The following is a 16,594-nucleotide window of genomic DNA, read 5'->3' on the forward strand; positions in this document are numbered from 1 at the left end:
AAGGTCAGATCGGGACGGGCGCGTCGGCGCGTACCGCCTGGTTTTCCGCTCGGGCGATGGGCCCGGCGGGCAGCGCGGCGACCGCGGCCGCGACGGCCACCGCCGCGCCCGCGAAGACGAAGGCCCACGGCACGCCGCCGGCGTGGTCCACGATCAGGCCGGCCACCGCGCCGCCGGCGGCGCTCGCCGCCACGGCCACCGTGACCACCCAGGTGTACGCCTCGTTCAGCATGCCCGCCGGGGCGATCCGGCCGACCAGGGTGTTCTCCAGGGTCAGCGCCGGAGCGATGACGGCCCCACCGACGACCAGCGCGACGCCCAACGCCAGCGGCGTGGGCATGAGCGCGAACACCACGAACGTGCCGGCCAGCGCGGCGAGCAGCAGGGCGAACTGGCGGGTCATGTTCGGCGGGGGGCGGCGGACGCCGAACCAGAAGCCGCCGATGGCGCTGCCGACCCCCCAGACCGCCAGCAGCAGCCCGGCGAGGCTCTCCGGGTCGTCGGTGGTGGCGTTGCCGGCGTACGCGGGGACGATGACACCGGCGGCGCCGAACGCGATGCCCAGTCCGGCGACGCAGAGCAGCAGTGCCGGGAAGCCGGCGACCCGTAGCGGACCGAGTCCCCGGGCGTGGTGTTCGCGCGGGTGGGGCCGCCAGTCGCGCATCACCCGGCCGAGGGCGACGGCGGTGGTGCCGACCAGGGTGACGACCGCCGCCCCGATCAGCGCGGCCGCCGCGTCGGCGACCAGCACGAACCCTGCCACGAGCAGCGGGCCCAGCACGAACACGATCTCGAACAGCGAGGTCTCCGCCGCGAGGGCGGTGTTGCGCAGGGCGTACCGGCCGGAGGCGGGGCTGGTCAGTTCGTTCCAGGCGCCGCGGATGGCGGCGGTCAGCGGCGGGTACGTCGCGCCGGCGACGCCGGCCGTCAGGTAGATGGCGGCGAGGGCGTCGTCGCCGGAGCGGCTGGCCAGCAGCAGCCCGGTGAGCGCCAACGGGTGGGCCACGGCGGTGACCAGCAGCACCGGGCTCGGACCGACCCGGTCGGCGATGCGTCCGGCCACCGGGCTGAGCGCGGCGCCGGCGACGGCGTAGATGCCGCCCGCGATGGCGGCCAGGGAGTAGCGCCCGGTCACCTGCTCGACCACCAGCAGCAGCGCCAGCGGCGTCATGCCGATGCCGAGCCGGCCGATGATGCCGGTGACCAGCAGGATCGGCGCACCGGGGATCCGCCAGACCCCCAGGTACTGGCGCAGTGCGGCCACGAGGTGTACCTCCGCTGGGACAGGTAACGGGTAGAAGCCCTGTCGACCCTAACGTCCGAGGTCAGGCCATGGATGGTCGATCCGCTCACAGCAGCGCGGAGGCCGGGACTGACCGAGCGGTCACAAAGGGGGTAGGTTGCTGATCGAATTGGGTCCATACGCCGGCACCGCACGATGAGGCAGGAGGTCCGATGTCCGGGACTACCACCGCACCTCTGCGAGTCGAGATCTATTCGCTGTACGGCGACGCGAAGCCCAGTGAGGCCGCCTCGCCCAGCCTGCGCGGCTCCCTGCCCGCCCGGGCCGTCCAACAGTGCCCGCCGGTCGCCATCGCCTCGGGGTTCGGCTGGTACGTCTACCCGCCAACCGACTTCGCGCTGCGCTGGGACGGGCAGGACACCGAGTGGACGCTGCTGGCGGAGAACGAGCCGGCCCAGTGGCGTTCGCTCGCCGGTGGCTACGACGGCAAGCTGCCGGACGCGGCCGGCCAGTTGCAGGCGGCGCCCGAGCAGTTCCACGGTGACCTGGACATCTTCGACAGGTACGGCGCGAGCATCCCGTTCCTCGACGCCGACCCGCGCGCCGCCAACACGATCGAGCTGGTCGCCGGCGTGGTGGCGCGTACGTCCCCCGGCTGGTGCCTGATGGCCCGGGGCGTGCCGAACTGGCCCGCTCAGCGCGGCGTGCAGCTTTACGAGGGCGTGGTCGAGACCGACTGGTACACCTCGTTGCTGCCCACCATCCTGCGGCTCACCGAGGTGGGGCAGGTGGTGCGCTTCTACCGGAACATCCCTCTCATGTGCCTGCAACCGGTGCACCGGTCGACACTGGAGGCCTTCCGGCAGGCCGAACTGGTCACCGGGGAAGGGCTGCCGGCGTGGCCGGAGGACGTCTGGTCGGACTTCGTGGCGCTGCGCCGCCGCCGCCAGGATCCGGAGATCCGCAGCAGCTACCGCCGGGAACAGGCCCGCCGGGTCCGGGAGAACGCCGCCTACCAGCCGATCGGGGTAGCGGAAGCGGACCAGCCGACCTGATGCCCGACACCGACGCACAGCTCACGCCGTCGCCCGGTTACCGAGCGCTGTTCCGGCATCCGGTCGCTTCCCGTCTGGTCATCGCCCGGGGCATCTCGGAGCTGGGTGACTTCGTGGGCCTGGCCGCTCTGCTGCTGCTCGCGTACGACCAGACGAACTCCGTCCTCGGCCCGGCCGCGGTCTACGCCGCGCGTACCCTGCCGGCCCTGCTGGTCGCCACGGTGTTCAGCGGCTGGCTGGACGTGCCGGCCCGCCGCACCCTGCTGGTCTGGCTGTCGGTGGCCGGCGCCGCGCTGATCGCCGTCCCCGCGGCGGTCCCCGAGCCGCTGCCGGCGATCGTGGCGGCGGGCCTGCTGGGCGCGGTACGGGCCGCCTACGCGAGCGTCAACGTGGCCGTCGCCGCCGAGGCGGTGGACGCTCCGCTGCGGCTGCCGCTGTTCGGCCTCAGCGCCTTCGCCAACCAGGCGGGCCAGGTGGTCGGCCTGCTCGCGGGGGCCAGTCTGACGGTGGCCCTCGGCTCCCGGGTGGCGCTCCTGATCGACCTCGGGTCGTTCCTGATCGCCGCGGTCGTCCTGGCCGGACTGCCGAAGCGCCCCCACCAGGTACGCGGGCCGCGTCCACCGGCGACCGCAGGCGTGCGCATCATCGCCCGCCATCCGGTGCTGCGGGGCGTCGCCCTGCTCACCCTGGCCACGGTGCTGTCCGGCGCGCTCCCGGAGACCCTCGCCCCGGATCTGGCCGGCGGGGCCTGGCGTCCCGCCGTGCTGGCGGCGTCGGCGTTGGGAGGTGCCATCTTCGTGCTGGTGGTGGGCCGGTCCCGGTGGTTGGGCCGGTTGGCCGGTCAGGTGGCCGTCGCCGCGGCGCTGGCCGGCGCGCTGTTGCTGACCGGTGTCCTGGTCGCCGTCGACGCGCCGCTGGGGGCGCTGACGGTCGGCAACGCGTTGATCGGCGCGGGCGGCGGTTGGTTGATCGGGGCGCAGGCCACGTTCGCCCGGTTGGCCCCACCGGAACGGATGGGGCAGGTCGAGGCGACGATCGTCGCGGCGAACATCGTCACCTCGGGGATCGGCATCTTCCTGCTGGGTGGCGTGGCCGCCGTGCTCTCGCCCGGCGCGTCGTACCTGACGGCGGGCGTCGTCCTGCTCGCCGTCGTGCTGCTGACCCGTCTGGATCGGCCGCCCGCACCGGAGTGACCTGGAAACGACTCCGCCCGCGTCCGTGAGCGGACGCGGGCGGAGTACGGGGTTCGGCGGGTCAGCGCTGGAACTGCACCGGCCCCGAGTTGGCGGCCATCCGCTCCAGGCGGGCGACCCGGTCCTCCATCTTCGGGTGGGTGGAGAAGAGGGCGGCCACCGCGCCACCGGCGAACGGGTTGGCGATCATCAGGTGGGCGCTGCTGGTGAGCGTGCCCTGAGCCGGCAGCGGACGTCGCCGGGCCACGGCATCGATCTTGCGCAGGGCGCTGGCCAGGGCCAGCGGGTCGCGGCTCAGCTCGGCGCCGGACTGGTCCGCCTGGAACTCGCGGCTGCGGCTGATCGCCAACTGGATCACGGTGGCCGCGATCGGGCCGAGGATCAGGGTCAGCAGCAGGACGGCCGGGTTCGGCGAGTCCTCGTCGTCCCCGCCACCCAGCGGGATGAACCAGGCGATGTTCGCCAGGAACGTGATGATGCCGGCCAGGCCGGCCGCGACGCTGGAGATCAGGATGTCCCGGTTGTAGACGTGGGACAGCTCGTGCCCGATCACACCGCGCAGCTCCCGGTAGTCCAGGATCTCGGTGATGCCCTGGGTCACGCAGACCGCCGCGTGCTGCGGGTTACGCCCGGTCGCGAACGCGTTCGGCTGGGCGGTCGGGCTGACGTACAGGCGCGGCATCGGCTGTTGGGCCTCGGTCGCCAGTTCGCGCACCATTCGGTACAGCTCGGGGAACTGTGCCTCGCTGACCGGTTGCGCCCGCATCGAACGCAGCGCGATCTTGTCGGAGTAGAAGTAGGAAATGCCGTTCATGACCAGTGAGATGAGGACGGCGATGACCAGGCCGCCACTGCCACCGAACCCGTAGCCCACCGCGAGGATCAGCGCGGTGAGCAGGCCGAGCAGCGCGGCGGTCTTCAGACGGTTGTGGTGCACGATCTCTCCTTCGGTGCGCGGATCGCCTCGATCCGCTGACCGGTACAACAACCCGATACCCGTCAACCATCCGTCGGAACGCTGAGAGTTGACTGAGACCCGCTCAGCGGGCGGCGAGATCCAGCACGAGCTGCGGGGCGACGCCGAGCACCACGGCGGCCACCGTGGCCACCGCCAGCACCACCGCCACCACACCCACCAGGGGTACGGCCACCACGCCGTCTCCGCCCGGCGCGGGGCGCGGCGTCCACAGGCCGGCCGTCACCCGCAGGTAGTAGGCGAGCCCGAGTACCGCGTTCAGCGCCACCACCAGCGCCAACCAGGCCGCGCCGCCGTCCAGCAGCGACCGGACCACCGTCACCTTCGCGAACAACCCGGCCAGGCCCGGTGGCAGTCCCGCGAGACCCACCAGCGCGAGGCCGAGGGCGGCGCCGCGCCACGGGTGCCGGCGCGCGGCCCCGCGCAGGTCGTCAAGCGTGCCGCCGTCCGCCCCCGCCGGGCGCAGCGCGGTCACCCCGGCGAACGCCGCCAACTCCAGCACCACGAAGAACACGGCGTACGCCACGGCGGCGGCGTACGCGGCCGACCGCGCCTCGCCCGTGCGGCCGGCGGCCAACGCAAGCGCGCCCAGCGGGGCGAGGATGTATCCGGCCTGCGCGACCGACGACCAGGCGAGCAGGCGGACGGTACGCCGCTGACGCAGCGCCACCAGATTGCCGACGGTCATCGTGAGCACCGCCAACAGGGCGAGCACCGGTCCGGTCCGGTCCGCCGGCAGCGCCCGCTGCACCACGGCCAGCACCGCCACCAGGCCGCCCAGCTTCGACGCCGTCGACAGGTACGCGGCCACCGGCAGCGGAGCGCCGTCGTAGGTGGCCGGCGCCCAGGCGTGGAACGGCACCGCCGCCACCTTGAAGGCCAGCCCGAGCAGCAGCAGCGTCACGGCGGCGGTGGTCAGCGGCAGGTCGCGCAACTCCGGTCGCTCGGCCAGCAGCGCGCCCACCCGATCGAGGTGCAGCCCGCCGGTCACCGCGTACAGCAACGCCGCGCCGAGCAGCGTCAGCGTGGTGGCGACCACGCTGACCACGAAGAACGTCACCGCCGCCTCGGCGCTGGCCAGGCTGCCCCGGCGCAGGCCCACCAGCACGTACAGCGGCAGGGTCAGCGTCTCCAACGCCACGATCAGGGTGATCAGGTCGCCGGCCGCGCCGAGCACCACGCCGCCGGTCATCGAACAGGCGAGCAGGAAGGCGTACTCCCCCACCGGTGACCGACCGTCCCGCAGCGCCGGCACGGACAGCCCGAGCACGCCCAGGGTGAGCAACGCCACCACCGCGCCGACCAGGGCCGCCCGGCCACCGAAGACCCACGAGCAGTCCGCGCCGACACAGAACGTCCGCCGCTCGCCGCCCGCGCCCACCAGCGCCGAGAAGACGGCCGTGCCGAGCGCCCCGAGCGCGGCCACCGCGACCGTGGCGCGGGGCCGCGCCAGCACGAGGTCGACCACCAACACGAGTACGGCGGTGCCGGCGGCCAGGTACGCCGGGAGCAACGCGATGCTGTCCACGCTCTGCACGACGCTCATCGGGCCGCCTCCGGTCGCGGCGCGCTTCTCGTACTCACCTGTGGATCACCTCGATGAGGGCGTCGACGGGCGCCTCGGCGACGCCGAGGACCAGCGCCGGAACCAGACCGATCGCCAACGCGAGCAGCACCAGCGGCGCCCACGCGGTCAGCTCCGCGCCGGCCAGACCCGCGCCGACGCCGCCCACCGCGGGGCTCGGCCGGCCGTGGGTGACCTGGCGCAACAACCGCAGGAAGTACGCGGCCGTGAGCGCGCCACCGACCGCCGCGAGCACCCCGAGGGTCAGCCACAGCGGGCCGCCCACCTGAATCGCCGCGACCACCGCGAACGCCTCCCCCCAGAAGCCGGCCAGCCCGGGTAGGCCCAGCGACGCGACGGCCGCGAACGCCAGCAGACCGGCGAGGCGGGGCGCGGTCTCCCGAAGCCCGGACAGCTCGGCGAGCGCGCCCGTGCCGGTGCGGTCCTTCACGGCCCCGGCCAGGAAGAACAGCAGGCCGGTGATCACCCCGTGGGCCACGTTGCCGATCAGGGCCGCCTGGACGCCGGTGGCGGTCAACGTGGCGACGCCCAGCAGGACGAAGCCCATGTGCCCCACGCTCGAGTACGCGATGAGCCGCTTCACCTCGACCTGGGCCAGGCAGACCAGCGAGCCGACCAGGATCGCGGCGACCGCCAGCACCCCGAGCACCGGGGCGGCCCAGCGGGCGCCCTCCGGGGCCACCCCCACCGCGACCCGGATCAGCCCGTACGTGCCCATCTTGAGCAGCACCCCCGCCAGCACCACGCTGCCCACCGTCGGGGCCTGCGTGTGCGCGTCGGGTAGCCAGGAGTGCAGCGGCCAGAGTGGACTCTTCACCGCGAACGCGAGCGCGAACAGCGTGAACGCGGCCAACTGGGTGCTCCGGGACAGCCCGGCCCCGCCGGTCAGGGCCACGATGTCGGCGGTGCCCGCGGCGGCGACCACGACGTACACGCCGACCAGCAGCAGCACCGAGCCGACGAGGGTGTACAGCACGAACTTGCGGGCCGCCCGACGCCGGTCGACGCCGCCCCAGCCGGCGATGATCGCGTACATCGGCAGCAGGACGACCTCGAAGAACAGGAAGAACAGCACCAGATTCAGCGCGAGGAACGTGCCGAGGATGCCCACCTCGACGACCAGCAGCAGCGCCACCAACGCCCGGCCGCTTCCGCCCTCGGGCACCCGCCACAGCGAGTACGCGCAGCAGAGCAGCGTGAGCAGCGCCGTCAGCACCACCAGCGGCCAGGAGATGCCGTCGACGCCGAGGTGGAAACGCAGATCCAGGCCGGACGCCCAGGGCAGGTCCACGTCGTGCCAGGGGCGCACCGCCGGCGTGCCGGCCGACCAGGCGAACCAGCCCCGTCCACCGGACACCAACGCCACGGCGGCCAGCAGGGTCAGCGCCGCCGCGACCGTACCGACGATCCGCGCCACCCGGTCCCGGGGTGTCGCCGCCACCGCGACCGCGCCGAGCGCCGGCACCACCAGCACGGCGACGAGCAGCACCTGTCCGAACGTCATCGGACCGCCTCTCTTCGCGACTGCGGGGCTCGCAAAACCGGCTCACTCCTCGCGCTCACCGGACCGCCTCCAGGACGGCCGCCGCCAGCCCGATCAGCAGCGCGCCGGCCAGCACACCGGCGGCGGCCCGGGGCAGCGCCGCCCGGTGCAACGCGGCCAGCCCGACCCCCAGGCCCGTGGCGGCCCGGCCGCTGCCCTCCACGACCCCGTCCACCACCACCTCGTCGCCGGTACGCGCGAGGCGGGCCAGCGCCCGGACGGGGCGTACGACAAGGGTGTGCTGAACGTCGTCGAGCCGGAACGCGCGGGCGAAGACCGGCCGCAGCGGACCCAGCGCGGTCGCCGGATCGGCGGCCGCGTCCCGACGCCAGCGCGCCCACACCAGCCCCGCCCCCACCAGCAGCAACGCCAGCGGCAGCAGCAGCCCCGGACCCACGTGGACCAGGCCGTCCTCCGCGCCCGCGACCGGCACGGTGGCGAACCGCAGCCGGTCGGCGAACGCGCCGACGAACCCGGCCAGGCCCAGCAGCGCGGCCGGCACGGCCAGCAGCAGCACCGGCCAGCGCAACACCGCCGGCGGGTCGTGCGGGTGGACCAGCGGCAGCCGGGGCTCGCCGAAGAAGGCCCGCAGCAGCAGTCGCCCGGCGTACCAGGCGGTGATCGCCACACCGAGCAGCCCCGCCAGCCAGACCAGCCAGCCCACCCACGACGGCGCGGGGCCGGTACCCTCCAGCGCGGCCGACTCGGCGACCGTCAGCACGCCGTCCTTGCTCCAGAAGCCGGCCAGCGGAGGCACCCCGGCCAGCGCGCCGAGGCCGATCACCGTGCACCAGAACGTCACCGGCATGGCCCGGCGCAGCCCACCCATCTCCGACATCAGCGTGGTGCCCACCGCGTGGATCACCGCACCGGCGGCGAGGAACAACAGCGCCTTGAACGCGGCGTGGGTGAGCAGGTGGAACAGCGCCGCCGACGGCGAGCCGACGGCCAGCGCGCCGGTCATGTAACCCAGTTGGGAGACGGTCGACCAGGCCAGCACCCGCTTGATGTCGTCCTGCGCGGTGGCGGCGAGCGCCCCGAGCAGCAGGGTGATCGCGGCGAGCACCCCGAGCACCGTCAACGTCACCGGAGCGGCAGTGAACAGCGGGTAGAGCCGGGTCACCGCGTACACCCCGGCGGCGACCATCGTCGCGGCGTGGATCAGCGCGGAGATCGGCGTCGGGCCGGCCATGGCGTCCGGCAACCAGGTGTGCAGCGGGAACTGCGCGCTCTTACCGGCCACACCGGCGAGCAGCAGCAGACCGGCGGCGGTCAGGGTCGCGCCGGAATGATCGTGCGCGAGCACGTCGGCGATCCGGAAACTGCCCGTCGACACCCCGAGCAACGCGATGCCGAGCAGGAAGCCGACGTCACCGACCCGGGTCACCAGGAACGCCTTCATGGCGGCGGCCGGCGCGCCCGCGAGCCGGCGGTCATGGGCGATGAGCAGGTACGAGCAGAGGCCCATCACCTCCCACCCCACCAGCAGCATGATCAGGTCGCCGGCGACCACCACCAGCAGCATCGCCCCCGTAAAGAGACTGATCTGGGCGGCGTACGGCGGATAGCGGTGGTCGCCGTCGACGTCGTCGTGCGGGCCGCGCCGCAGGTAGCCGACCGAGTAGACCTGCACGGCCAGGGCCACCGCGGCGACCGCCACCGCGACCAGCGCGGCGGCGCCGTCCAGGCGTACCCCCAGGGTCACCGCCAACCCGCCGAAGTCGACCCACGTCGTCGACGTCTCCGTCGGACCGTCGACAGTCACCAACAGGGCCACGGCCAGCGCCAGCGCGCCGGCGGCGCCGGCCACACCGATCGTCACGGCCGCCGTTCGGGCCCGGCCACCGCCGACCGCGCCCCCGGGATGCCGTGGGGCAGGCGGCAGCAGCAGACCGGCCAGACCGGCGAGCAGCGGTACGGCGGGCAGCGCCGCCCCGAGCAGCCCGGTCACCGGGTCGCCTCCGCGTCCCGCCCGACGGCCCCGGCCGGTTCGGTCAACGCCACGTCGTCCACCGCCACCGTGGACCGCAGGCGGTAGATCTGGAGCACGATCGCCAACCCCACCCCGATCTCGGCGGCGGCGAGCACGATGACGAACAGCGCGAACACCTGCCCGGAGTGCGGCAGAACCGCGCGCACCGTGGCGTCCGCGGTGACCAGGATCAGGTTCACCGCGTTGAGCATCAACTCGACCGACATGAGCACCAGCACGGCGTTGCGTCGACGCAGCACGCCGTACCCGCCGAGGCCGAACAGCAGCGCGGCGGTGACGTACGGGATGACCGGCCTCACCGACGCCCCCCGGAGGCCAGTTCCGCTGCCGGCGCGGGCTTGTCCTCGGTACGGCGGCCGATGTCGGGCCGGGACAGCACGACCGCGCCGACCAGGGCGGACAGCAACAGGACGGAGAGCACCTCGAATGGCAGCACCCAGGAGGAGAAGATCTGCTCCCCCAGCCGCTCCGCCGTACCCGCGCCGGGCAGCGCGACGGCGCTCCACCGGTAGGCGTCGACCAACAGCACACTCAGCCCCAGCCCGGCGCCGCCACCGATCAGCGCGGCGGGCCAGCCGGGCCGGTCCAGATCGTCGGACGCCCCGATCGGGGCCCGCGTCAACATCACCGCGAACAGCAGCAGCACCACCACCGCGCCCACGTAGATCAGCACCTGGACCCAGGCGACCAGCTCCGCGCCGAGCACCAGATAGTCGCCGGCCAGCGCGCCCAGGCAGACCACCAGGTAGAGCCCCGCCCGGACCAGATGCTTGGTGGTCACCACCAGCACACCGGCGCCGACCGCCACCGCGCCCAGCGCGAGCAGCAGCAGGTCCGCGCCGGTCACCGGGCCGTCCCCACGGCTCGGGCGGTCACGACGTCGGGCCCTCGTCGCCGGGGCGTACCGCCGGTGCGATCGACCGCGCGGCCTTGCGGGCGGCGGCGGTCTCCTCCTTGGCCGGCTCGCCGTTGGGATCGTGCGCGGGCGGCGGCGGCACCGTCGCCATCCACTGGCCCAGGTGGTCCTTGTCGTGCAGCAGGTCCTTGATGTCGTACTCGGCGTACTCGAACTCCGGCGACCAGTAGAGCGCGTCGAAGGGGCAGACCTCGATGCAGATGCCGCAGTACATGCAGAGCGAGAAGTCGATGTCGAACCGGTCGAGCACGTTGCGCTGGCGGGGACGGGCGGCGCCGGGCACCGCCACCTCCTCCTTGTGCGAGTCGATGTAGATGCACCAGTCCGGGCACTCGCGGGCGCAGAGCATGCAGACCGTGCAGTTCTCCTCGGACAGCGCGATCACGCCACGCGAGCGCGGCGGCAGCTCGGGAGCGACGTCCGGGTACTGCTGCGTGGTCGAGCGGCTGGTCATCGTCTTGAGGGTGACCGCCAGCCCCTTCACCAGACCGGCGCCGGGCAGGCCGCGCTCGCTGGCGCCGCCGGCCGGATCGCCGCGCTCGCTGAAATCGGTCATGTGGACCATCCTGCCCTGTGGCCCCGGCGCGCGCGACCACCACCCACAGGTCCGCGGCGGTACCGTGGCCGCGGGGAGGACGACCGCACCTGGAAGGACCCGCCATGACCGCCGCGCTGCAGTTCGACTACCCGCCCGAGAGCGGATGGACGACTGACGATCTGGACGCGCTGCCCGAGGATGGCCGTCGCCGGGAACTGCTCGATGGAATGCTACTGATGTCCCCTCACCCCACCCGCACCCACCAGAGCATCGCCGGCCGGCTCATGGCCGCGCTCGACGAGGACTGCCCCGACGGCTACGACGTGACCCAGGCGGTCGAGGTACGGATCAACCGCACCCGCTCCTTCATCCCCGACGTGCTGATCACCACGGCTGCCGCGGCAGCTCGCGAGCCGTCGAGGTACGAGCCGCACGAGGTGGTCGTCGCCATCGAGATCGTCTCGCCGAGTACCCGTTCGATCGACCGGGTACTCAAGCCGGCGCTGTACGCCCAGGCCGGCATCCCCTACTACTGGCGGATCGAGACCCTGGATGGCGACCTGGAGGTCGTGACGTACCGGATCGACGCGGTGAACGAGGTCTACGCCGAGACCGGGCGGTGGACGAAGTTCGTCGACACCGGCGAGCCGTTCCCGATCAACCTGCCGATCAGCCGGATCACGCCGCGGAGCCGCTGAGGCCGCCGGCCGGCGGCACCATCTCGACGCCGAGCTGCTGAAGGAGCTGGAGCAGCTCGTTGCAGCTCCACACGTCGATGATCCGGCCGGCGGTGTCGAAGCGCAGGAACGTCGCCCCCGAGTAGCTGACCACCTGCCCGGTCGGCGGCACCGGCCCGAACTGCCCGGCGTGGGTGCCCGCCGCCCGCCAGTGCACGGCCACCCGCCCACCCGCGGCGACCACGTCGACGATCTTGTAGCGGAGGTCCGGGAAGGCCTCCCGGCGCTCGCGGTGCCAGGCCAGCGTCGCATCCGGCCCCGTCCCGCCCAGCCCCGGACACTCCCCGGCGATCAGCTCGTACGCCGACTCCTCCCGACGCGCGTTCCACACGTCGGCGATGAGCCGCCGGGCCGCCGTCTCCACATCCGTCATGACGGCAGGGTAGCCAGAAAAGATGCGGCCCAGCGCCGGGAGCAGCCGAGGTTGGCCCGTACCGCGCCGAGGGCCCGGATTTCGGCGAGGATGGGCGGTGAGGGCAACCGGAGCCGGAGGGCGGACGACGTGGCGCAGACAGGCGGGAAGTACGTCGAGCCGGGTGGCGAGTTCACCCGGGATCAGCGGTACATCGCCACGCGGATCACCGCGGACGGGCGGGACGGTTACCCGGTGGAGCCCGGCCGGTACCGGCTGGCGGTCAGCCGAGCCTGCCCGTGGGCCAACCGCCTCGTCATCGTGCGACGGCTGCTCGGCCTGGAGGACGCCATCTCGATGGCGATCGCCGGCCCGACGCACGACGCCCGGAGCTGGACCTTCGACCTCGATCCGGGTGGGCGCGACCCGGTGCTCGGCATCGAGCGCCTCCAGGAGGCGTTCTTCGCGCGCTTCCCCGACTACGAGCGGGGCATCACCGTGCCGGCGATGGTGGACGTGCCCACCGGGCAGGTGGTGACCAACGACTACGCGCAGATGAGCCTGGACCTGTCCACCGAGTGGAAGCCGTACCACCGCGAGGGCGCCCCGCAGCTCTACCCCGAACACCTACGCCAGCAGATCGACGAGGTCAACGACGTGGTGTTCCGCGACGTCAACAACGGCGTGTACCGGTGCGGGTTCGCCGGCAGCCAGGAGGCGTACGACAAGGCGTACCACCGGCTGTTCGACCGGCTGGACTGGTTGACCGAGCGGCTGACCAATCAGCGGTACCTGGTCGGCGACACCATCACCGAGGCCGACGTGCGGCTGTTCACCACCCTGGCCCGTTTCGACCCCGTCTACCACGGACACTTCAAGTGCAACCGGCAGAAGCTGAGCGAGATGCCGGTGCTGTGGGCGTACACCCGGGATCTGTTCCAGACCCCCGGGTTCGGCGACACCATCGACTTCGACCACATCAAGCGGCACTACTACCAGGTGCACCGCGACATCAACCCGACGGGGATCGTTCCGCTCGGCCCCGACCTGTCGAACTGGCTCACCCCGCACGGCCGGGACGCCCTGGGCGGCCGCCCCTTCGGCGACGGCACCCCACCCCCACCCCCGGCCGAACCAGTAGACCCCACCCACACCCCCCTCCGCTAACCCCCCGCCCGCCCGCGCCCGCGCCCCGCGCCCGCGCCCCGCGCCCCGCGCCCCGCCGATCTTGCACTTTCTGTCGTCGATGTGAGTGGGATGCCCCTTATGCCGCCGCAGTAAGTGCAAGATCGCGGGTGACCATCGCCCGGCCTCGTCGATCATGGAGTTGTGGTGCCGGTTTTGGGGATTGTCGGGCGCTTTGTCACCCACCACAGCTCCATGATCGACGGGCGGGGGCGGGGCGAGGGCGGGGCGAGGGCGAGGGCGGGGCCGGGGCGAGGGCAAGGCGGGGCGAGGCGGGGCGAGGGCGGGCAGGGCGGGGGCAGGCCAGGGCAGAGGCGGGGGCGGGGCGGGGCGGGGCAGAGGCGGGGTTAGAGGGCTACTCGGACTGCTGCGGTCAGGACCAGTTGGGCCAGGGAGGCGGGGACCAGGACCAGCCAGCAGAGGCGTTGGAGTTGGTCCTCGCGCAGGCGGGGGTAGGAGACCCGAAGCCAGATGATCACGAAGGCCACGGCGGCGATCTTGAGCAGGGTCCAGAGCCAGCCGAGCTGGTCGTCGGCGAACGGTCCCTGCCAGCCGCCCAGGAACAGCACCGTGGTCAGCGCGGCGATGACCACGATGCCGACGTACTCGGCCAGCAGGAAGAACGCGAACCGCAGACCCGTGTACTCGGTCATGTAACCGAACACCAGCTCCGAGTCGGCCACCGGCATGTCGAACGGCGGGCGGCGGATCTCGGCCAGCCCGGCGACGAAAAAGATGATCATCGCGGGCGCCTGCCAGAGCAGCCACCAGGGCTGCCACGCCTCGACGATGCCGGACAGGCTGAGCGTGCCCGCCGCCATCGCCACCGACGCGGCGGCCAACACCAGCGGCAGCTCGTAGCCGAGGAGCTGGGCGGCCCCGCGCAGCCCGCCGAGCAGGCTGTACTTGTTGGCCGACGCCCACGCCGACATGAGCACCGCCACCACACCGATGCCGACGACGGCCAGCACGAAGAACAGGCCGATGTCCAACGGCTGCCCGACCAGGTCGTTCGGGCCGAGCGGAATGACCAGCAGCACCAGCAGGTAGGGCACCAGCGCCACAGCGGGGGCCAGCCGGAACACCGCCCGGTCCGCCTCGCGCGGGGTGATGTCCTCCTTCTGCACAAACTTCACACCGTCCGCCACGAGCTGCGCCCAACCGTGGAAGCCGCCCGCGTACATCGGGCCGAGCCGGCCCTGCATGTGCGCCATCACCTTGTGCTCGGCCTGACCGACCAGCAGCGGCAGGGTGAGGAACGCGACCACCACGCCGCCGATCCGGAGCACCAGCTCCACCCAGAGCGGCATCAGCGCGTACCCCCGTCGTCGTCGCCGTCGTCGCGCGCCGCCGGGTCCGCGACCGGCTCGGGCCGCGCGGACCCCGCCGGGCCGTCGGCGGCGCCGGCAACCCGGGGAGTACGCGCCGGACGGGCCCCCGGCGCGGGCCGCGCCGGACGGTCACCGGCCGGTCGGGCCGGGGTGCCGCCGCGCGGCCCCTCCCCCACACCACCCGCGCCGGCCGGGGTGGGCGTCGTCCCCCACTCGCCCGGAGCGGGCACGCCCGGCGGGCGGATCGGCCGGCGGCCACCGCCGGCCTCCGACTCACCCGGTTCCTTCGCGCCCGGCCAGGGCTTCGCCACCCTCGATGCGAGCACGAACTCCTTGCGCAGCGGGTTTCCCTCGAACTCCGGGGGCAACAGCAGCGGTCGCAGCTCACCGTGCCCGGCGAAGTCGATGCCGAACATCTCGTGGGTCTCCCGCTCGTGCCAGGCCGCACCGGGGTAGAGGTCCACCACCGAGGCCACCGAGGGCGCGTCGCGGGGCACCCGGGTACGCAGCAGCACGCCGTGCCGCAGTCGCGTCGACCAGAGGTGCGCGACCACGTCGAAGCCCCCGGTCAACTCGTCGACCGCCGACAGCCAGTCGAAGAAGTCGCAGGCCAGCTCGGTGTCGTCGCGGGCGGCGCGGACGGCGGCCGACCAGCTCGCCGGCGGTACGTCGACGGTGGCCCGGGCGAACCGCTGCCCGCCGGAGACCGACGCGGTCGCCTCGACCGGCGCGAGCAACGCGACCAGCCGAGCGCCGACCTCTTCTGACGTCATGCCGCTGATCCTAGGGTCTGTTTCAGGAGGGCGGTCGAGCCGAGGCGAGGTCCGGGCGGCGACCGGCCTCCGGTGATCTGGTGGCTTTACCGGCGGTTGTCCCGCCCACGGGGAAAGATGAGGGCGTGCGCGCTGTGACGGTGAAACCCGGGCAAGCCAACTCGCTGAGCCTCGTCGAGGATCAGCCGGAGCCGGCGTCCGAGGAGGGCGCTGTCCTGGTCGAGGCCCTGGCCGTGGGCATCTGCGGCACCGACCACGAGATCATCGCGGGCGACTACGGTGAGGCGCCGCCGGGCGCCGATCGGCTCGTGATCGGGCACGAGTCGCTCGGCCGGGTGCTCGACGACCCGACCGGCACCCTGCAAGCCGGCGACCTGGTGGCCGGCATCGTCCGGCATCCCGACCCGGTGCCCTGCCCCAACTGCGCGGTCGGCGAGTGGGACATGTGCCGCAACGGTCAGTACACCGAGCACGGCATCAAGGCGCTGCCCGGTTTCGCCCGGGACCGTTGGCGGATCGAACCGGAGTTCGCGGTCAAGCTCGACCCCGCGCTGGCCCAGGTCGGCGTGCTGTTGGAGCCGACCAGCGTGGTGGCCAAGGCATGGGACCACATCGAACGGATCGGGCACCGGGCCGAGTGGCAGCCGCAGACCGTGCTGGTGACCGGGGCCGGGCCGATCGGGCTGCTGGCGGCGCTGCTCGGCGCCCAGCGCGGGCTCACCGTCCACGTGCTGGACCGGGCCACCGACGGGCCGAAGCCGGAGTTGGTCGCCGGGCTGGGCGCCACCTACCACGCGGTGCCGGTCAACGACCTGCCCTTCGAGCCGGACGTGGTGATCGAGTGCACCGGCGCGCCCACGGTGGTCCTGGACGTCATGTGCAAGGCCGCGCCGAACGGGATCGTCTGCCTGGCCGGGGTGTCCAGCGGCGGCCGGAGCATCGACTTCGACGCCGGGGCGCTCAACCGGGCGCTGGTGCTGGAGAACAACGTGGTGTTCGGCTCGGTGAACGCCAACCGGCGGCACTGGAACTCGGCAGCGCAGGCTCTTTCGCGCGCCGACCAGGTCTGGCTCTCCTCCCTGATCACCCGGCGGGTGCCGGTGAACAGGTACGCCGACGCGTACACCGCCGGGCCGGACGACATCAAGGTCGTGCTCGAGTTCGCCTCGTGAAC

The 16,594-nt window shown here is 73.1% G+C and carries 16 protein-coding genes; 5 read left to right on the plus strand and 11 right to left on the minus strand.

Going from position 1 to position 16,594, the window contains the following annotated elements; genetic code table 11:
- Nucleotides 1–4 precede the first annotated feature (4 nt).
- Entirely contained in the window at nucleotides 5–1,264 is a 1,260-nt protein-coding gene (locus ACIBTX_RS11240; RefSeq protein ID WP_357134086.1) for an MFS transporter, read from the minus strand.
- Between the two features lie 191 nt (nucleotides 1,265–1,455).
- Between ACIBTX_RS11240 and ACIBTX_RS11245 the strand changes: the two genes are divergently transcribed.
- Together ACIBTX_RS11245 and ACIBTX_RS11250 are read left to right on the plus strand one after the other, a co-directional pair.
- On the plus strand, nucleotides 1,456–2,298 hold the full coding sequence (locus ACIBTX_RS11245; protein WP_357174335.1) for a DUF6065 family protein: 843 nt from the start codon (nucleotides 1,456–1,458) through the stop codon (nucleotides 2,296–2,298).
- Nucleotides 2,298–3,491, plus strand: coding sequence for an MFS transporter (locus ACIBTX_RS11250; RefSeq protein WP_357134092.1), 1,194 nt, complete (start codon nucleotides 2,298–2,300; stop codon nucleotides 3,489–3,491). Before ACIBTX_RS11245 ends, ACIBTX_RS11250 begins: the two co-directional genes overlap by 1 nt.
- Before the next feature lie 61 nt (nucleotides 3,492–3,552).
- Here ACIBTX_RS11250 and htpX read toward each other — a convergent pair whose 3' ends face one another.
- The 7 genes from htpX to ACIBTX_RS11285 form a co-directional block, all read right to left on the minus strand.
- Nucleotides 3,553–4,428 carry a zinc metalloprotease HtpX gene (gene htpX, locus ACIBTX_RS11255; RefSeq protein ID WP_357134095.1) on the minus strand — a complete coding sequence of 292 codons (876 nt, stop codon included), beginning with the start codon at nucleotides 4,426–4,428 and terminating at the stop codon, nucleotides 3,553–3,555.
- A gap of 103 nt (nucleotides 4,429–4,531) precedes the next feature.
- Complete coding sequence (locus ACIBTX_RS11260; RefSeq protein ID WP_357174330.1) at nucleotides 4,532–6,013, minus strand: proton-conducting transporter membrane subunit; 1,482 nt, start codon at nucleotides 6,011–6,013, stop codon at nucleotides 4,532–4,534.
- A 34-nt stretch (nucleotides 6,014–6,047) separates the two neighbouring features.
- The gene (locus tag ACIBTX_RS11265) at nucleotides 6,048–7,556 is read right to left on the minus strand and encodes a NuoM family protein (protein WP_396832401.1); all 1,509 of its coding nucleotides are present in this window, start codon (nucleotides 7,554–7,556) and stop codon (nucleotides 6,048–6,050) included.
- A 55-nt stretch (nucleotides 7,557–7,611) separates the two neighbouring features.
- Nucleotides 7,612–9,546, minus strand: a complete 1,935-nt coding sequence (locus ACIBTX_RS11270) for an NADH-quinone oxidoreductase subunit L (RefSeq protein ID WP_396832402.1) — start codon at nucleotides 9,544–9,546, stop codon at nucleotides 7,612–7,614.
- A complete protein-coding gene (gene nuoK / locus ACIBTX_RS11275; RefSeq protein ID WP_396832403.1) occupies nucleotides 9,543–9,887 on the minus strand; it encodes an NADH-quinone oxidoreductase subunit NuoK in 345 nt (114 codons plus the stop codon). Before nuoK ends, ACIBTX_RS11270 begins: the two co-directional genes overlap by 4 nt.
- A complete protein-coding gene (locus tag ACIBTX_RS11280; RefSeq protein ID WP_357134110.1) occupies nucleotides 9,884–10,435 on the minus strand; it encodes an NADH-quinone oxidoreductase subunit J in 552 nt (183 codons plus the stop codon). Before ACIBTX_RS11280 ends, nuoK begins: the two co-directional genes overlap by 4 nt.
- A gap of 25 nt (nucleotides 10,436–10,460) precedes the next feature.
- A complete protein-coding gene (locus tag ACIBTX_RS11285) occupies nucleotides 10,461–11,069 on the minus strand; it encodes a NuoI/complex I 23 kDa subunit family protein (protein ID WP_396832404.1) in 609 nt (202 codons plus the stop codon).
- 95 nt (nucleotides 11,070–11,164) lie between these two features.
- Between ACIBTX_RS11285 and ACIBTX_RS11290 the strand changes: the two genes are divergently transcribed.
- The gene (locus ACIBTX_RS11290) at nucleotides 11,165–11,740 is read left to right on the plus strand and encodes a Uma2 family endonuclease (RefSeq protein WP_357174324.1); all 576 of its coding nucleotides are present in this window, start codon (nucleotides 11,165–11,167) and stop codon (nucleotides 11,738–11,740) included.
- On the opposite strand, the gene ACIBTX_RS11295 is transcribed toward ACIBTX_RS11290, so the two are convergent.
- The gene (locus ACIBTX_RS11295; protein ID WP_357134114.1) at nucleotides 11,721–12,152 is read right to left on the minus strand and encodes an ester cyclase; all 432 of its coding nucleotides are present in this window, start codon (nucleotides 12,150–12,152) and stop codon (nucleotides 11,721–11,723) included. The two genes, ACIBTX_RS11290 and ACIBTX_RS11295, sit on opposite strands and share 20 nt — an antisense overlap.
- Nucleotides 12,153–12,281: 129 nt before the next feature.
- On the opposite strand from ACIBTX_RS11295, the gene ACIBTX_RS11300 reads away from it, so the two are divergent.
- Nucleotides 12,282–13,298: a glutathione S-transferase family protein gene (locus ACIBTX_RS11300; RefSeq protein WP_396832405.1), complete on the plus strand. Its 1,017-nt coding sequence runs from the start codon at nucleotides 12,282–12,284 to the stop codon at nucleotides 13,296–13,298.
- 365 nt (nucleotides 13,299–13,663) lie between these two features.
- Here ACIBTX_RS11300 and ACIBTX_RS11305 read toward each other — a convergent pair whose 3' ends face one another.
- Nucleotides 13,664–14,626: a complex I subunit 1 family protein gene (locus ACIBTX_RS11305; protein WP_355053351.1), complete on the minus strand. Its 963-nt coding sequence runs from the start codon at nucleotides 14,624–14,626 to the stop codon at nucleotides 13,664–13,666.
- Nucleotides 14,626–15,420 carry an NADH-quinone oxidoreductase subunit C gene (locus ACIBTX_RS11310; protein WP_396832406.1) on the minus strand — a complete coding sequence of 265 codons (795 nt, stop codon included), beginning with the start codon at nucleotides 15,418–15,420 and terminating at the stop codon, nucleotides 14,626–14,628. The genes ACIBTX_RS11305 and ACIBTX_RS11310 overlap by 1 nt, the downstream gene beginning before the upstream one ends.
- 125 nt (nucleotides 15,421–15,545) lie before the next feature.
- Between ACIBTX_RS11310 and ACIBTX_RS11315 the strand changes: the two genes are divergently transcribed.
- Complete coding sequence (locus ACIBTX_RS11315) at nucleotides 15,546–16,592, plus strand: glucose 1-dehydrogenase (RefSeq protein WP_357174318.1); 1,047 nt, start codon at nucleotides 15,546–15,548, stop codon at nucleotides 16,590–16,592.
- Nucleotides 16,593–16,594 lie beyond the last annotated feature (2 nt).

Source organism: Micromonospora sp. NPDC049359, assembly GCF_044466585.1.
Taxonomy (GTDB): domain Bacteria; phylum Actinomycetota; class Actinomycetes; order Mycobacteriales; family Micromonosporaceae; genus Micromonospora.